Genomic DNA, 15,453 nt, shown 5'->3' with positions numbered 1-15,453 from the left:
GGAGGAAACGCCATGCGTGACTTCGTCTTCCCCGGCGCCACGGCGGTGCTGACCGGTGCGGCCAGCGGCATCGGCGAGGCGCTGGCCCACGGTCTGGCCCGGCGCGGCGCCGATCTGGTCCTGCTCGACCGGGACGCCGAACGGCTCGACGGCGTGGTGGCGGCGATCCGCGCCGCCCATCCCGACCGACGGATCGAGACCCACCTGGTCGACCTCGCCGACGCCGAGGCCACCGACCGGGTGGCCGCCGAGATCAGCCGTGCGCATCCCCGGACCCGGTTGCTGGTCAACAACGCCGGGGTGGCCCTGGGCGGCCGGTTCGACCAGGTCACCCTGGAGGAGTTCCTCTGGGTCATCGACATCAACTTCCGGGCGGTGGTCCGGCTGACCCACGCGCTGCTACCCACCCTCAAGGCCGAGCCCGGCGCCCACCTGGTCAACATCTCCAGCCTCTTCGGGATCATCGCGCCCGCCGGCCAGGCCGCCTACTCGGCCAGCAAGTTCGCCGTGCGCGGCTTCACCGAGGCGCTCCGGCACGAGCTGGTCGAGGACGGCGTCGGGGTCACCTGCGTGCACCCGGGCGGCATCCGTACCCGGATCGCGGCCAGCGCCCGGGTGGGCAGCGGCGTCTCCCGGGAGGAGTACGAGGTCGGCCGGCAGCAGTTCGAGAAGCTGCTCTCCATCGACCCGGCCAGGGCCGCCGAGGTGATCCTGCGCGGTGTCGAGCGGCGCCGGGGCCGGGTGCTGATCGGCTGGTCGGCGAAGCTGCCCGACCTGCTGGCCCGGGTCGCCCCCGCCTCGTACGGGAAGCTGCTCGCGCTGGGCATGCGGCCGAACCGGGCCCCGGTGCCCGCCCCGCGGCCCGCCCCGGACGCCACGCCCGCCGGTGCCGAGCCGGGAGGGCCGGCATGAGCCTCGCGCCGGCCGACGAGCTGAGCGTGGCCGGCCGGCGGGTCCGCTGCCGGGTCTCCGGCGACGGGCCGCCGGTGGTGCTGCTGCACGGCATTGGCCGGACCCTCGACGACTTCGCCGACCAGCACGAGGGGCTGGCCCGCGACCACCGGGTGGTCAGCGTGGACCTGCCCGGCCACGGCGGCTCGGCGCCGCTGGACGTACCGCACAGCCTGCCCGCCCTCGCGTCGGCCGTCGCCGAGGTCCTGGACGCGGTCGGGATGACCGGCCCGGCGCACCTGGTCGGCAACTCCCTCGGCGGCGCGTTGGCGATGCGCCTGGCCGTCGACGATCCGTCCCGGGCGGCGAGCCTCGTGCTGGTCAACAGCGCCGGCTTCGGCAAGGAGGTCACCTTCGCGCTACGGCTGCTCGCCCTGCCGTTCGCCCGGCTGCTGCTGCGTCCGCACCCGGCGATCGCCCGCCGCACCGAGCGGGCCATCTTCCACGACCCGGCGTACGTCACCGAGGCCCGGATCGCCACCGCCCTCGCGGCGGCCCGGCAGCCGCACGCCGCCCGGGTGATGCTGGAGCTGGTCCGCAGCCTCGGCACCTGGCGGGGCGTCCGCCCGCAGTGGCGTGCCGAGCTGCTGGACGCGGTGGGCGCGCTCGGCCTGCCCACCCTGGTGGTCTGGGGCGACCGCGACCTGATCCTGCCCATCCGGCACCTGGCCAACGCCCGCGTCCGGTTCCCGCACGCCCGGACCCACCTCTTCCCGGACTGCGGGCACATGCCGCAGATCGAACGGGCCGCCGAGTTCGAGGCCCTGGTCAGGCGGTTCTGGTCGGAGCCCGGTGCCGCTGCAGGAGCGTGACGGCCACCAGCACGAGCAGCACCCCGGCGATCACGTCGACCGGAGCGGGCAGCCAGGGCGCCACCAGCACCAGCAGCGCCCCGGCGGGGAACAGCGCCCGGCCGAGCCCGCGCTTGGCCCGCAGGTGCAGCGCCCACGAGGTGAGCAGGTAGACGGCGACCGGGACAGCCGTGGCGTAGCCGGCGACCCGGCCGGAGACGTGCGCGGCGTGCAGGTCGTGGTCGACCGCCACGGCCAGCCCCGCGCCCACCGCGGCGATCGCCGCGAAGATCAGATAGTGGCCGTAGCCCCAGAACAGCGCGCCCCGCAGCGACAGCGGCGGCACCGGACCGGGCCGGTCGAAGTAGAGCCACCAGATGGCGAAGACGATCACCAGGCCGGCCGCGGCCAGGGACCACAGTCCCGGGTTGCCGGCGTCGACCCCGCCCTGGATGGCCACCGAGGTGGAGAGCACCACCTCGCCGAGCACGATCAGGGTGAACAGCTGGTACCGCTCGGCGATGTGGTGCGGGTGCCAGGTGGTCATCCCGTGCCGCTCGGCCACCGCCGGCACCAGCAGGTCGGCGAGGGCCAGCACCAGGAACACCGGCAGGCCACCCTCGTGCGGCAGGAGCAAGCGGAGCAGCCAGCCGAGCTGCACCACGGCGACCCCGATCGCGTACGTGACGGTGGTGCGCCGGCGTTCGGGGTCGCCGGCCGCGGCGCGCAGCCAGTTCAGCACCGCGGCCAGCCGCATCACCACGTACCCGAAGGTGATCGTGGTGAAGTCGGCCTCGGTGAACGCGCGGGGCACCCCGGCGGCGAGGATCAACGCTCCGGCGATCTGCACCAGCGTGGTCAGCCGGTAGACGTCGTCCTCGGTGTCGTACGCGGAGGCGAACCAGGTGAAGTTCATCCAGGCCCACCAGATCGCGAAGAACACGGTCAGGTAGCTGACCAGGCCGTGTCCGAGGTGCCCGGCCGCGAGGTCGTGATGCAGCCCGCCGGCCGCCTGGGCCACCGCGACCACGAAGCAGAGGTCGAAGAAGAGCTCCAGCGGAGTCGCCGTCCGGTGCGCCTCCTGCGGGTGGCGGGCGCGCATCGGTCGGTGCCAGGCCCGGACGGGCGTGTCACTGGTCAAGACGTGCTCCTCGCCGGCGGCGGGTCGACTGCCCGCACACGATAACCAGCTCAGCCGGCCAGCGACGGCGCAGTCGGCGACACGCCGCCGGGAACGGCGTCGCCCCGGGCCAGCACGGTCAGCGCGGCCTCGACGCCGGCCGGGAGTCGCCGCCGGTGCCGGAGCACCCAACGCAGCTCGCGCGCCGCGTCGTAGACCCCGGCCCGCCCGGCCGGATCCCGCCAGGCGTCCGCGACCACCGCCCGGACCACCGCGGCGGGTCGGCGCAGCGCCGCGGTCAGCACCCGGTTGCGCGCCTCGACCCGGTGCCGGGCCCGGGGATCCCGCCCGGTCGGCGCCGGCAGGTGGTGGGCCACCAGCTCCGGCACGTACGCGAGCTGCCAGCCCGCCGCGGCCAGGTCCATCGCCAGCAGGGCCTCCTCGCCGTACGTGCCGAGCCGTTCGGCGAAGCCGCCGACCTGCTCGTACGCCGCGCGGCGCAGCACCACCGCGCAGGCCAGGAAGCCCAGCACCGACGGACCGGGTGCGCCCGGGGCGGTGCCCAGCGGCGCGCGGGCCTGCGCGGCGGAAACCGGGTCGCGCCGCCCCTGCGGGCCGACCCGCACCTCCCCGGTGAGCAGCCCGGTACGCGGATGCCGCCGCAGCAGTGCGGCCGCCCGGTCCAGCGCCCCCGGCGCCCAGTACGAGTCGTCGTCGGCGAACGCCACGAACGGCGTGTCGGCGAGCGCCACGCCGACGTTGCGGGCCGCCCCGGCGCCGGCGTTCCGTCCCAACGCCACCACCCGCACCTCCGGGAACGCCCGCGCCACTGCGGCCGGGGTGCCGTCCGCCGAGCCGTTGTCGACCACGATCACCGGGCCGGTGTGCCGGGGGAGCAGGTCCAGCAGCTGCTCCCGCCGGTCGCGGGTGGCCACCACGATCGTCACGTCCGTCGTCATGGCGGCCCTGGTACCCCGCCCCGGGAGCGCCCACGCGTGCCGGGTTCCCGGCGGCGATCAGGTGCGACCCGGCCGAGCGCGGGAACACCTCCCTCATGGCCGAGGTGACCCTCTTCCTCGCCGGGGACGTGATGACCGGCCGAGGCGTCGACCAGATCCTGCCCCACCCGGGGCCGCCCGCGCTGCGCGAGCAGGCCGTCACCGACGCCCGCCGCTACGTCGAGCTGGCCGAGTCGGTCGCCGGCCCGGTGCCGCGCCCCGCCCCGCCGGAGTGGCCGTGGGGCGACGCGCTACGGCTGCTCGAGGCGGAGCGGCCGGACGTGCGGATCGTCAACCTGGAGACGGCGGTGACCGCCCGGGGCGAGTACGCCGCGGGCAAGGGCATCCACTACCGGATGCACCCGGCGAACCTGCCGTGCCTGACCGCCGCCCGGCTGGACGTCTGCGCGCTGGCCAACAACCACATCCTCGACTTCGGCCCGACCGGGCTCGCCGACACCCTGGACGCCCTGCACACCGCCGGCCTCCGGACCGCCGGCGCGGGGCGGGACGCCGACGAGGCGTGGGAGCCCGCCGCGGTGCGGCTGGACGGCGGGGGGCGGCTGCTGGTCTGGTCGGTGGGGGCGCCCTCCAGCGGCGTGTTCCCGCAGTGGGCCGCGACCGACGGGCGGCCCGGGGTGGCGTACCTGCCGGAGGCGTCCGTGGCCTCGGCGGAGGCGCTCGCCGACCGGATCGCCCGCCGGTCCGGGCCGGCCGACCTGGTGGTGGTCTCGGTGCACTGGGGCTCGAACTGGGGCCACGAGGTCCCGGACGAGCACGTCGCGTTCGCGCACGCCCTGGTCGATGCCGGGGTGCATGTGGTCCACGGGCACTCGTCCCACCATCCCCGCCGGATCGAACGCTACCGGGGACGGCTGATCCTGTACGGCTGTGGCGACCTGATCGACGACTACGAGGGGATCGGCGGGCAGGAGGAGTACCGGCCGGAACTGCGCCTGCTACACCTGCCCACCCTCGACGCGGCCACCGGCGAGCTGCGCCGGCTGCGCCTCGTCCCGGTACGCATGCGCCGCATGCGCCTGAACCCCGCCACCCCGGACGAGGCCCGCTGGCTCACCGACCTCCTCAACGACCTCAGCACCCCCCACCACACCCGCTTCACCCTCACCGACACCACCCTGACCCTCGCCCCGTAGCCCCGGCGCCACGCGCGCCGGCGATCTTGCAGGTGCGGTGAGGGAAACGCCCGCCTTCCGCCATGTTCGTCGGCACCCGAAGTGCAAGATCGCCGGGGAGTGGGGCGTGGTGTGGGCCACGTTGGGAGAGGGCTGGGAGGGGTGGGGTGGGTTACCCGCGCATCATAGATACATGACGCATCCCACGGCGGCGCGAACGGCGGCGCCCTCTGCGGCCGAGCGGGCGTACCAGCACCTCAAGCGGGCCATCCTGGAGCAGGTCTACCCGGGTGGCCTGCTGGTCAGCGAGGGCGAGATCGCCGAGGCGACCGGGGTCTCCCGCACCCCGGTCCGGGAGGCGCTGCTGCGCCTGGAAGCCGAGGGCCTCGTCAAGCTCTACCCGAAGCGCGGCGCGCTGATCCGGCCGGTCTCGGCCCGCGAGATCGCCGACGTCATCGAGGCCCGCCGCCTGGTGGAGCTGCACGCCGCCGAACGGGTCTGGCCGCGCCGCGCCGGACTCCGCGACGACCTGGCCCGCTGGCTGGACGAGATGCGCCGGGCCCACGGTGCCGGGGACGTCACCGCGCTGATGGCCGCCGACCGGGCGTTCCACGCCACCGTGGTGGAGGCGGCCGGCAACGAGATCCTCGCCGAGCTGTACCACCGGCTGCGCGACCGGCAGATCCGGATGGGGGAGGCCGGCTTCCGGCTCTCGCCCGGCTGGGCCGAGGTCGTCCTCGCCGAACACGCCGCCCAGCTCGCCGCCCTCGACGGCGACGACCCGCAGGTCTTCCTCGACGCGGTCGCCGCGCACATCGACAACGCCGCGACCGTGCTGCGGACGCTGCGGTGACCGCCGCCGCCCCGCGCCGGTCCGCCGCCCTGGTCTACGCCGTCGCGGTCACCGCGTACGTGGCCGCCGTCTTCCACCGCAGCTCGCTCGGCGTCACCGGGGTCGACGCCGCGGACCGGTTCCACATCAACGCCTCGGCCCTGGCCACCTTCTCCGTCGCCCAGCTCGCCGTGTACGCGGCCATGCAGGTGCCGGTCGGGGTCCTGCTGGACCGGTTCGGCTCCCGCCGGCTGCTGCTGGCCGGCGGCGCGCTCATGGTCGCCGGCCAGCTCTGCTTCGCCGTCGCCACCGACGTCCGGCTCGCCGTCGCCGCCCGGGTACTGGTCGGCCTCGGCGACGCGATGACCTTCATCAGCGTGCTGCGCATCGTGGCGTTCTGGTTCCCCGGGCGGCGCAACCCGCTGCTGGTGCAGCTCACCGGCACCATCGGCCAGCTCGGCGCGGTGCTCGGCGCCGTACCCCTGGTGGCACTGCTGCACGCCGCCGGCTGGACGCCGGCGTTCCTCACCGCCGCGGCGCTCGGCGCGACCGTGCTGCTGCTCGTCCTCGTGGCCGTGCGGGACACCCCGCACGCCGAGCACACCACCGCCGTCGCGGCCGACCTGGCGACCGTACGCCGGCAGCTCGCCGACGCGTGGGCCCAGCCGGGCACCCGCCTCGGCCTGTGGACCCACTTCGTCACGCAGTTCTCCGGGTCGGTCTTCGCGCTGCTCTGGGGTTACCCGTTCCTGGTGCAGGGCCAGGGCTTCTCGCCCACCGCGGCGGCGTCGCTGCTCACCCTGATGACCCTGGTGACCCTGGTCTGCGGGCCGGTGATCGCGCACCTGTGCGCCCGGCACCCGTTCCACCGCTCGGTGCTGGTCTTCACCATCACCGCCGGCACCGCTGCGGTCTGGGCGGCCGTGCTGGCCTGGCCGGGACGCGCGCCGCACTGGTTGCTGGTGGCCCTCGTCGTGGTCCTGGCGGTCAACGGCCCCGGCTCGGTGATCGGCTTCGACTACGCGCGCACCTTCAACCCGGTGCACCGGATCGGCAGCGCCACCGGCATCGTCAACGTCGGCGGGTTCGTCGCCTCGATCCTGCTGATCCTGGCCGTCGGCGTGGTGCTCGACCTGGCCACCCCGGCCGGGCGGGGCACCCCGACGCTGGCCGCGTTCCGCTGGGCCTTCGCCGTGCAGTACCTGCTCTGGGCCCTCGGCGCGGTCCAGGTGCTGCGCTACCGCAACGCCGCCCGCCGCCGGTACGCCGCCGAGCGCGAGACGGTCGCGGTCCCCGCTGCGGCCTGACCCGGTCAGGTCAGCCGCGGCGGTGGGTCAGCGAGTCCAGCATCAGGGTCAGCCCGGCGCCGACCAGCCACGAGTCCTTGGCCAGCCCGATGCCGGCCTGGCTGGGCCGGAGGCTGTTCCCCTCCCGCATCCCCGGCGTCTTCAGGTAGAGCTGCACCAGCCCGGCGGCGAACGCGGTCAGCGCCGCGCCAGCCAGCAGCGACGGCACGAACGGGGCGAGCAGTGCGGTGCCCAGCGCGATCTCGCTCCGGGACAGCAGCTTGGCGAACCGGTCCGGCGCGAACTGCTTCAGCTGCGGGACCGCCCCGACGGCCATGGCGTGCATCCCGGCGGCGGCCTCGCCCTCCAGGGTCCGCTTGCTCAGCCCGGAATTCAGGATGTACGCGCCGATGCTGACCCGCAGCGGCGCATGCGTCAGTTTCATGATCACTCCCGTCGGACGGCGGAGAACCGGGCCCCGCGTACCCCGAGACGGGCCGGATAACCGCCGCGTCGCGGTGGGTCGTCGCCGATGATCGGCGGTAGGTTCGCGGAGGGAAGGGACACCGCCGGGTGGCGGGCGGCCCGGTGCGCGGAGCGAGCCGGGCCTGCGCGCGCCGCGGTCGCGAACGAGGGAGACGTGGTGAGCCAGGAAGTCCGGGGAGTCGTGTCGCGGCGCAAGGGCGCGCCCGTGGAGGTCACCACGATCGTGGTGCCCGACCCGGGGCCCGGGGAGGCGGTGGTCCGCGTCCAGTCGTGCGGGGTGTGCCACACCGACCTGCACTACCGCGAGGGCGGGATCACCGACGACTACCCGTTCCTGCTCGGCCACGAGGCCGCGGGCGTCGTCGAGCAGGTCGGGGACGGGGTCACCGACGTCGCCCCCGGCGACTTCGTGGTGCTCAACTGGCGGGCGGTGTGCGGCCAGTGCCGGGCCTGCCGCCGGGGCCGCCCCTGGTACTGCTTCAACACGCACAACGCCGCCCAGAAGATGACCCTCACCGACGGCACCGAGCTCAGCCCGGCCCTGGGCATCGGCGCGTTCGCCGAGAAGACGCTGGTCCACGCCGGCCAGTGCACCAAGGTCGATCCGGCGGCCCGGCCGGCCGCCGTCGGCCTGCTCGGCTGCGGCGTGATGGCGGGGCTCGGCGCGGCCATGAACACCGGCCAGGTCGGCCGGGGCGACTCCGTCGCGGTGATCGGCTGCGGCGGCGTCGGCGACGCCGCGGTGGCCGGCGCGTTCCTGGCCGGCGCGACGACGATCATCGCGGTGGACACCGACTCCCGCAAGCTCGACTGGGCCCGGAAGTTCGGCGCCACGCACACCGTCAACGCCTCCGAGGACGACCCGGTCGCGGCCATCCGCGCCGCCACCGGCGGCTTCGGCGCCGACGTGGTCATCGACGCGGTGGGCCGCCCGGAGACCTGGAAGCAGGCGTTCTACGCCCGGGACCTGGCCGGCACCGTGGTGCTGGTGGGCGTACCGACGCCGGAGATGAAGATCGAGTTGCCGCTGCTGGACGTGTTCGGCCGCGGTGGCGCGCTCAAGTCCAGCTGGTACGGCGACTGCCTGCCCAGCCGCGACTTCCCGATGCTCACCGAGCTCTACCGGCAGGGCCGCCTCGATCTCGACGCGTTCGTCACCGAGGAGATCGCCCTCGACCAGGTCGAGGAGGCCTTCACCCGGATGCACCACGGTGACGTGCTCCGGTCGGTGGTGGTCTTCCCGTGACCACCCGCGTCGACCACACCGTCACCTCCGGGACGTTCTCCCTGGACGGGCAGACCTTCGACGTCGACAACAACGTCTGGGTGATCGGCGACGACAGCGAGTGCGTCGTCGTCGACGCGCCGCACGACGTGGCCGCCATCCGCAAGCTGGTCGGCGACCGCCGGGTGGTGGCGATCCTCGCCACCCACGCCCACGACGACCACGTCCGGGTCGCCCCCGAGCTGGCCCGGGACACCGGCGCGCCGGTGCTGCTGCACCCGGCCGACCGGGTGCTCTGGGACCTGGTCCACCCGGACACCCCGCCGGACGGGGAGCTGGCCGACGGCCAGGCTGTCGAGGTGGGCGGCACCACCCTGCGGGTGCTGCACACCCCCGGGCACAGCCCCGGCGCGTGCAGCCTGTACGCCCCCGACCTCGGCGCGGTGTTCACCGGCGATACGCTGTTCGCCGGCGGGCCCGGCGCCACCGGCCGCTCGTACAGCGACTTCGGCACCGTCATCACGTCGATCCGGGACCGGCTGCTCACCCTGCCGCCGGAGACCGTCGTCCACACCGGACACGGCGACGACACCACCATCGGCGCGGAGGCGACCCACCTCGACGAGTGGATCGCCCGCGGGCACTGAGCCGAGCCGCCCTGGCCGGGTCACGGCCCCGCCGGGCGCGGCGGCGTCAGCGCTCGCCGTCGAGCACCGGCTTGACGTCCAGCACGGGGGTGCCGTCCACCGCCTCCAGGTCGGCCACCCGCACCCGTACGCCGTCGACCTGCAGGATCCGGACCCGGTGCAGGCCGACCGGGTTCGGCCGGTGCGGGGAGCGGGTGGCGAACACGCCGGTCTCCGGGCGGGACCGGTCACCGCGCGGGTGCACCACCAGCACGTCCCGGTCGGCCCGGTCCAGCCAGGTCAGCACCAGCACGTCCACGCCGGGCCGCAGGCCGTGCAGCGCCGATGCGTACGCCTCGGCGAAGACCAGCCACGCCTCCGGCGCTCCCTCGTCGCCCTGCTTGGGCGCCGCCGCCGGATCGGTCAGCGGGGACTCGACGCGGCCGACCGGCCGCAGCAGCGGTTGTGGACCGCTCATCGCACCTCCCGGAGCATGTGCGCTGAGACGGAGACCGACGGCGGCGAAGCGGCCGACAACGTCGAGAGCCTCGCTCTCGTCGTCGTGCGTCCAACAGACGTGGTCTCCGAGGCGGATCCGGTCGACCACCGTCGCAGCAGTCACGGTGTCGCCTTCCCGATCGACGCGTCTCAGACTCTAACGCCGGCCGGGGCCCCGACCTAACCGACTTGTCCCGCGCTGACCTGCTTGCCGATCCCGCCTTGCCGGGGTTAGCCTGCGGGTGGACCCGGATGCCGGCGCTCGGCGCCACCCGGGGTCCCGCTCACCGCACCGAGGATCGGCGCATGGCCGCCCGATCGCGGGCCATTCCACCGACGGTCCTGCCACCCGCCGCCGCGCCGCGTCGGGGCCGGGCCGTTCCTCCCCGCCAGGGCGCTCCCGCCCGGCCACCTCCGCACCGTTCTCCGCCCGCCGCGTCGGCGGCTTCCACCGTACGAAAGGCACCCGATGAACCCTGACCCCACCGCACCGGTCCCGGTGACCGGCATCGTGGACACCCGCGACGACCACGCCCTGCTCCGGGTGGACGGCTACCTGCCGTCCGCCGCCGACGTCCACGTCACCACCGCCCAGCTGCGCCGGCACGGCCTGTGCCGCGGCGACCTGGTGACCGGCGCGGCCGCCGCGCCGCGCCGTGGCCGGCACGCCGCACTGGTCCGGCTGGACACCGTCAACGGTCTGACGCCGGAGGAGGCGCGACGCCGCCGGCAGTTCCACCAGCTCACCGCGGTGTACCCGCGGGAACGGCTGCGGCTGGAGACCGAGCCGCACATCCTGACCACCCGGGTCATCGACCTGGTGATGCCGATCGGCAAGGGGCAGCGCGCGCTGATCGTGTCGCCGCCGAAGGCCGGTAAGACCATGGTGCTGCAGGCGATCGCGAACGCGATCACCCGCAACAACCCGGAGTGCCACCTGATGGTGGTGCTGGTCGACGAGCGGCCGGAAGAGGTCACCGACTTTTCCCGGTCGGTGAAGGGGGAGGTCGTCGCGGCCACGTTCGACCGTCCGCCGCAGGACCACACAGGAGTGGCGGAGCTGGCGATCGAGCGGGCGAAGCGCCTGGTCGAGTTGGGCCACGACGTGGTCGTGCTGCTCGACTCATTGACCCGGCTGGGCCGCGCCTACAACCTCTCCGTCCGGTCGGCCGGACGTACGCTCTCCGGCGGCGTGGACGTGGCCGCGCTGACCCCGCCGAAGCACCTGCTCGCCGCCGCCCGCGCGGTCGAGGAGGGCGGGTCGCTGACCATCCTCGCCTCGGCGCTGGTGGAGACCGGTTCGGCCGCCGACACGCTCATCTACGAGGAGTTCAAGAGCACCGGCAACGCCGAGCTCAAGCTGGACCGGTCGCTGGCCGACCGGCGTACGTTCCCCGCCGTCGACGTGCGGACCTCCGGCACCCGGCGGGAGGAACTGCTGCTCACCGCCGTGGAACGGCAGGGCCTGCGGGGCCTGCGATCCGCACTGTCCCAGGTGGACCGCCAGGCGGCCCTGGACCAGTTGCTGCGCCAGCTCATCGCCACGCCGGACAACGCGCGCTTCCTGGCCCGGCTGGCTGGCGCCGCGCCCGGCTACCATCGGGAACCGTGACCGAACAGCGGAACGACCCGCCACCGACCGTACGGCAGCTGCGCCTGGTGGTGGAGGCCGAGGACTACGACGCGGCGGTCGCCTTCTTCCGTGACGCCCTCGGCCTGCCAGAGCAGGCGGCGTACTCCGGTGGTGACGGCGCGCGGGTGGTGATCCTGGAGGCGGGCCGGGCCACGCTGGAACTGGCCAACCCGGCGCAGAAGCGCATGATCGACGAGGTGGAGGTCGGCCGGCAGGTCGCGCCGCGGCTGCGGGTGGCGTTCGAGGTGGACGACAGCCGCGCGGTGACCGACCGGCTGGTCGCCGCGGGCGCCACCGAGGTCGCCCCGCCCACCGTCACGCCGTGGCAGTCGCTGAACGCCCGCCTCGACGCCCCGGCGGGCCTGCATCTCACCGTGTTCCAGGAACTGCGTACCTCGAAGGAACGGCAGGCCCTGGACGGCTTCGGCACCGGCGCCTGACAAATGCGGTTGGCGTCCCGCCGCCGGGCCCGGCGATACTGTGGCGCGTGTACGAGCCGACGTTGACCCCCGCCCAGGCCGCCGCGCTCCGCTACGTCCGCGACCTCGCGCTGCGGGACCGGCCGGCGGCGGTGGCCGTCATCGACCGGCACCTGGCCGGTTCGGGCGCCGGGTACCGGTCGGAGGAGCTGGTCGGGGCGGTCGCCCGGTACGGGCGGTTGACCCTCAACTTCCACCCGGACCGGCTGCTGCGGGACGGCCGAACCGTCGCGGAGGCGCTGGACCAGGAGGGCGTCTACCGCAGCCAGTTCGAGACGGGCATCTCCAACGGCGGCCTGACCGCGTTTCCCGGCGGCGACCGCGACCGGTGGGAGGAGAAGCTGTTCGGCGGGGCGTACCAGCGGCCCGGCGTGCTTCCGGTCGAACGTCCCAAGTACGGCGGTCTGAACCTGCTGGACCACCCGGACGGCGCCTGCCCGCGGTTCGGCTCCTGCCACCTGCGGCTACGTCCCGAGGTGCTGTCCCGGGCCACCTTCAGCTTCGGCGACACCCACACCGAGCCCACCGAGTTCGGTACGGTCGACGTCTTCGAGCCGGTGCTCGCCGCGCTGCTCACCGCCACCGCCGAGACCGGCGTCAGTCTCGGCGTGGCCGGCATGGACACCGACATGCTGCTGCGTACCCTGCTGCGCCGCCGGGAGCGGGAGTCCTGCGTCGCCGGCCGCGCCCTGGACGACTACATCGAGGCGCAGGTCCACGGCGAGCTGAGCCTCGCCCGCGACGTCGAGGCGCTCGTGGTCGACCCGTCGTTCCGGGGCACGGACGTCGCCCGGATCCTCGCCGGCGTCGCCGACCGGCACGGCTTCCCGCTGACCTGGCACGGCGGCTTCGAGCTGCCGGTCGATGCCATCGACCCCGACTTCCGGGGACCCGCGATCCCGCCCCTGGCCGCGCGGGTGCACGCGGAGTTCGCCCGGCCAGGGGAACCGGTGCACGCCGCCCTGATCGGCCGGGCCGCCGCGTCGGTGGTCACCGAGCCGGAACGCTGGGCCGACCGGGGACCGACCTCGGTCACCCTCCAGCACCTCAAGCAGCTCTGGCACGTCCTGGTCTGGTTCGGGACCCCGGCCCACTGACCCCTCGCGCTGGTTTCGCCCTCGCCGCGCGCCTCGTCCCGGCCCGTCCGATTCCCGTCGTGACCTGGGCCGCAGCGTGGCGCCACTCCGCCATTTCCGGAATGACCGACACGTCGGGCTGGTTGTGTCCCCCGTACCGCCGGAACGCAAACCCCGTACCGGCCAGTAGTTCCCCCGAGGGGCGCTCACCCCGGAGCGCGTCGTAACGATCGAAAGGGCAACCATCGTGAAGCAGGACTTCACTCGATGGCTCCCCGCCATCGCGAAGACCGCCGTGGCGAAGACCGCCGTCGCGAAGACCGCCATCGCACAGACTCCGAACCGCAAGCTCGCGCTGACCGTCGCGGGCGTGGCCGCCCTGGGCGGGCTGGCGCTCGGCCCCACCGCCGTCGCCGCCCCGGTGACCAGCGGCCCGCACGCCGGCGCTGTCGCCGCCATCGACCTGGCCACCGGAAAGAAGACGGACATCGACCCGGCCACCGGCGAGAAGACCACCACCGTCGAGTCCGGCCTGACCACCGGCACCGACAAGGCCCCGGTCAACGCCAACCAGCCGAGCCGCGAAAAGCTCATCCCGCACGGCGTCGAGGGCGCGCAGTCGCGCATCCCGCTCGACGACGCGCAGCTCGCCAACGCCAAGGCCATCGTCAAGGCGGCCAAGGATACCGGCGTGGGGGAGCGGGGCGCCGTGATCGGCGTCGCCACCTCGCTGCAGGAGTCGAAGCTGTACAACCTCGGCCACCTCGGCGCGTACAACGACCACGACTCGGAGGGCCTGTTCCAGCAGCGCCCGTCGTCCGGTTGGGGCACGCCCGAGCAGATCACCGACCCCGACTACGCCAGCAAGGCGTTCTTCAACGCCCTGAAGAACGTCGGCGGCTGGCAGGGCCTGCCGCTGACCGCCGCCGCGCAGACGGTCCAGGTGTCGGCCTACCCCTACGCGTACGCGCAGTGGGAGGAGCAGGCCGCGGACATCGTCCAGCAGCTCTGGTAAGTCTCTCTTCGTGACCGGCCGGCCCCTGGGCACAGGGGCCGGCCGGTTTCGTCTGTCCCGGTGTGTCTCCGCCCCCGTTGACCGAGTCGGCCTGCGGCACGTCGCGCTGTCCGGCCTGTCGGATACGCCGCTGTGCGCCGTTTCGAGTCGATCCAACCCGCCGTGGCCGAAGCGCTGGTGGGTTATGGGTTGGTTGTCCGGTTGCGGGGTCGAAGTCGGGCCCTGGGTGGAACGCCATGGAGGTCTCCCGGCTCCGGTGACGTCCATGGCGTTCCACTGACCGCGCCGGGCGCTGGGCTCCGTGCCCCGGTGCTGGTGCTGACCGTGCCGAGTGGCTGGGCTGGGAGCCGTGCCGAGGCTGCACGTGCCGGTCAGGGATGGGTGGTGTGTCCGGTTCGGGGTGTGGCCGGCGGCATCCCGGGGGCGGAATCGTCGGGGGGCCGGGGGCGTTGAATCCCCGTGAACGGCCGAGGAAGAGCGCCCCGCACGGCGGGGTGGCGGGCCCGCGGGAATGGTGGTGGGTCGCCGGTCGTTACACATGGTCCCGGCGCCGCGAAGAGGCCCCGCCCCGCGAGCCGAAACCCCCCAAGACTTTTCCCCCTTTATTGAGCGCCTGACGGTGCTTGCGCACACCGAAGCCGACCCCCATCGGCGCATGTGTGCGCCAACCCCCGAATGGAGCTTTCCCATGAACACGATCTTCCGTAAGAGCGTTCTTGGTGTTGCTGGTCTGGCCTTCGCCGGTGGTGTGTTCGCCGGTCCGATCGCCGCTCACGCCGACGCCCCGGCGGTGGCCGGGAAGCCCGTGGCCGCCGTGCAGGCCGACAAGCCTGGCGTCGACAAGGCGAAGCTGATTCCGCATGGTGTGCAGGGCGCGCAGTCGCGGATCGACCTGAACGACGAGCAGGTCGCGAACGCGAAGGCGATCATCGCCGCCACGAAGAAGGCGGGTCTGCCGGAGCGGGCCGCGGTGATCTCGATCGCCACCAGCCTGCAGGAGTCGAAGCTGGAGAACCTGGGCCACCTCGGCGACAAGAACGACCACGACTCGCTGGGCCTGTTCCAGCAGCGGCCGTCCTCGGGTTGGGGCACTCCGGAGCAGATCACTGACCCCGAGTACTCGACCCTGGCGTTCGAGAAGGGTCTGAAGCAGGTCGACGGGTGGCAGGACATGCCGCTGACCGAGGCCGCCCAGACCGTGCAGGTCTCGGCCTACCCGGACGCCTACGCCCAGTGGGAGCAGCAGGCCGCCGACATCGTCGCCCAGCACTGGAACAGCTGACCCACACAGCACACGAAAG

General features: G+C 74.0%; 15 protein-coding genes and 1 pseudogene. 12 read left to right on the top strand and 4 right to left on the bottom strand.

Annotated features, from left to right (window positions below):
• The first annotated feature begins 12 nt into the window (after positions 1-12).
• Positions 13-912 (top strand): SDR family NAD(P)-dependent oxidoreductase, encoded by a 900-nt coding sequence (locus tag ACGFI9_RS25935; RefSeq protein ID WP_393181798.1) that lies wholly within the window; start codon positions 13-15, stop codon positions 910-912.
• On the top strand, positions 909-1,763 hold the full coding sequence (locus ACGFI9_RS25930) for an alpha/beta fold hydrolase (RefSeq protein WP_393181797.1): 855 nt from the start codon (positions 909-911) through the stop codon (positions 1,761-1,763). Before ACGFI9_RS25935 ends, ACGFI9_RS25930 begins: the two co-directional genes overlap by 4 nt.
• Here the strand turns inward: ACGFI9_RS25930 and ACGFI9_RS25925 are convergent.
• Positions 1,720-2,883 (bottom strand): low temperature requirement protein A, encoded by a 1,164-nt coding sequence (locus ACGFI9_RS25925; RefSeq protein WP_393181795.1) that lies wholly within the window; start codon positions 2,881-2,883, stop codon positions 1,720-1,722. The genes ACGFI9_RS25930 and ACGFI9_RS25925 overlap by 44 nt on opposite strands.
• A gap of 50 nt (positions 2,884-2,933) precedes the next feature.
• A complete protein-coding gene (locus tag ACGFI9_RS25920; protein ID WP_393181793.1) occupies positions 2,934-3,821 on the bottom strand; it encodes a glycosyltransferase family 2 protein in 888 nt (295 codons plus the stop codon).
• Between the two features lie 95 nt (positions 3,822-3,916).
• Between ACGFI9_RS25920 and ACGFI9_RS25915 the strand changes: the two genes are divergently transcribed.
• The 3 genes from ACGFI9_RS25915 to ACGFI9_RS25905 all read left to right on the top strand — a co-directional run bounded on the left by ACGFI9_RS25915 (position 3,917) and on the right by ACGFI9_RS25905 (position 7,135).
• Positions 3,917-5,017: a CapA family protein gene (locus ACGFI9_RS25915; RefSeq protein ID WP_393181791.1), complete on the top strand. Its 1,101-nt coding sequence runs from the start codon at positions 3,917-3,919 to the stop codon at positions 5,015-5,017.
• 172 nt (positions 5,018-5,189) lie between these two features.
• Complete coding sequence (locus tag ACGFI9_RS25910; RefSeq protein ID WP_393181790.1) at positions 5,190-5,849, top strand: GntR family transcriptional regulator; 660 nt, start codon at positions 5,190-5,192, stop codon at positions 5,847-5,849.
• A complete protein-coding gene (locus ACGFI9_RS25905) occupies positions 5,846-7,135 on the top strand; it encodes a nitrate/nitrite transporter (protein ID WP_393181788.1) in 1,290 nt (429 codons plus the stop codon). The genes ACGFI9_RS25910 and ACGFI9_RS25905 overlap by 4 nt, the downstream gene beginning before the upstream one ends.
• A gap of 10 nt (positions 7,136-7,145) precedes the next feature.
• Here the strand turns inward: ACGFI9_RS25905 and ACGFI9_RS25900 are convergent, their stop codons facing one another.
• Positions 7,146-7,559, bottom strand: coding sequence for a hypothetical protein (locus tag ACGFI9_RS25900; protein ID WP_393181786.1), 414 nt, complete (start codon positions 7,557-7,559; stop codon positions 7,146-7,148).
• 198 nt (positions 7,560-7,757) lie between these two features.
• On the opposite strand from ACGFI9_RS25900, the gene ACGFI9_RS25895 reads away from it, so the two are divergent.
• Together ACGFI9_RS25895 and ACGFI9_RS25890 are read left to right on the top strand one after the other, a co-directional pair.
• A complete protein-coding gene (locus ACGFI9_RS25895) occupies positions 7,758-8,846 on the top strand; it encodes an S-(hydroxymethyl)mycothiol dehydrogenase (protein ID WP_393181784.1) in 1,089 nt (362 codons plus the stop codon).
• Positions 8,843-9,472 carry an MBL fold metallo-hydrolase gene (locus tag ACGFI9_RS25890; protein ID WP_393181782.1) on the top strand — a complete coding sequence of 210 codons (630 nt, stop codon included), beginning with the start codon at positions 8,843-8,845 and terminating at the stop codon, positions 9,470-9,472. The genes ACGFI9_RS25895 and ACGFI9_RS25890 overlap by 4 nt, the downstream gene beginning before the upstream one ends.
• Before the next feature lie 46 nt (positions 9,473-9,518).
• On the opposite strand, the gene tsaA is transcribed toward ACGFI9_RS25890, so the two are convergent.
• Positions 9,519-9,929 (bottom strand): tRNA (N6-threonylcarbamoyladenosine(37)-N6)-methyltransferase TrmO, encoded by a 411-nt coding sequence (tsaA, locus tag ACGFI9_RS25885; RefSeq protein WP_393181780.1) that lies wholly within the window; start codon positions 9,927-9,929, stop codon positions 9,519-9,521.
• Between the two features lie 480 nt (positions 9,930-10,409).
• Here tsaA and rho point away from each other — a divergent pair.
• The 5 genes and pseudogenes from rho to ACGFI9_RS25860 form a co-directional block, all read left to right on the top strand.
• A pseudogene (gene rho, locus ACGFI9_RS25880) lies at positions 10,410-11,561 on the top strand (transcription termination factor Rho); the annotation flags it as partial.
• Positions 11,558-12,022 (top strand): VOC family protein, encoded by a 465-nt coding sequence (locus ACGFI9_RS25875; RefSeq protein ID WP_393181778.1) that lies wholly within the window; start codon positions 11,558-11,560, stop codon positions 12,020-12,022. The pseudogene rho and the gene ACGFI9_RS25875, both read left to right, overlap by 4 nt.
• 47 nt (positions 12,023-12,069) lie before the next feature.
• Positions 12,070-13,158, top strand: coding sequence for a DUF3626 domain-containing protein (locus tag ACGFI9_RS25870; protein WP_393181776.1), 1,089 nt, complete (start codon positions 12,070-12,072; stop codon positions 13,156-13,158).
• 226 nt (positions 13,159-13,384) lie between these two features.
• Positions 13,385-14,152: a hypothetical protein gene (locus ACGFI9_RS25865; protein WP_393181775.1), complete on the top strand. Its 768-nt coding sequence runs from the start codon at positions 13,385-13,387 to the stop codon at positions 14,150-14,152.
• 688 nt (positions 14,153-14,840) lie between these two features.
• Positions 14,841-15,434 (top strand): hypothetical protein, encoded by a 594-nt coding sequence (locus tag ACGFI9_RS25860; protein WP_393181773.1) that lies wholly within the window; start codon positions 14,841-14,843, stop codon positions 15,432-15,434.
• Positions 15,435-15,453 lie beyond the last annotated feature (19 nt).

Origin of the sequence: Micromonospora sp. NPDC048930, assembly GCF_043197935.1 — a bacterium.
Lineage (GTDB): Bacteria > Actinomycetota > Actinomycetes > Mycobacteriales > Micromonosporaceae > Micromonospora.
Note: the sequence above shows the minus strand (reverse complement) of the source record. Positions and strands in the feature narration are given on the sequence as shown.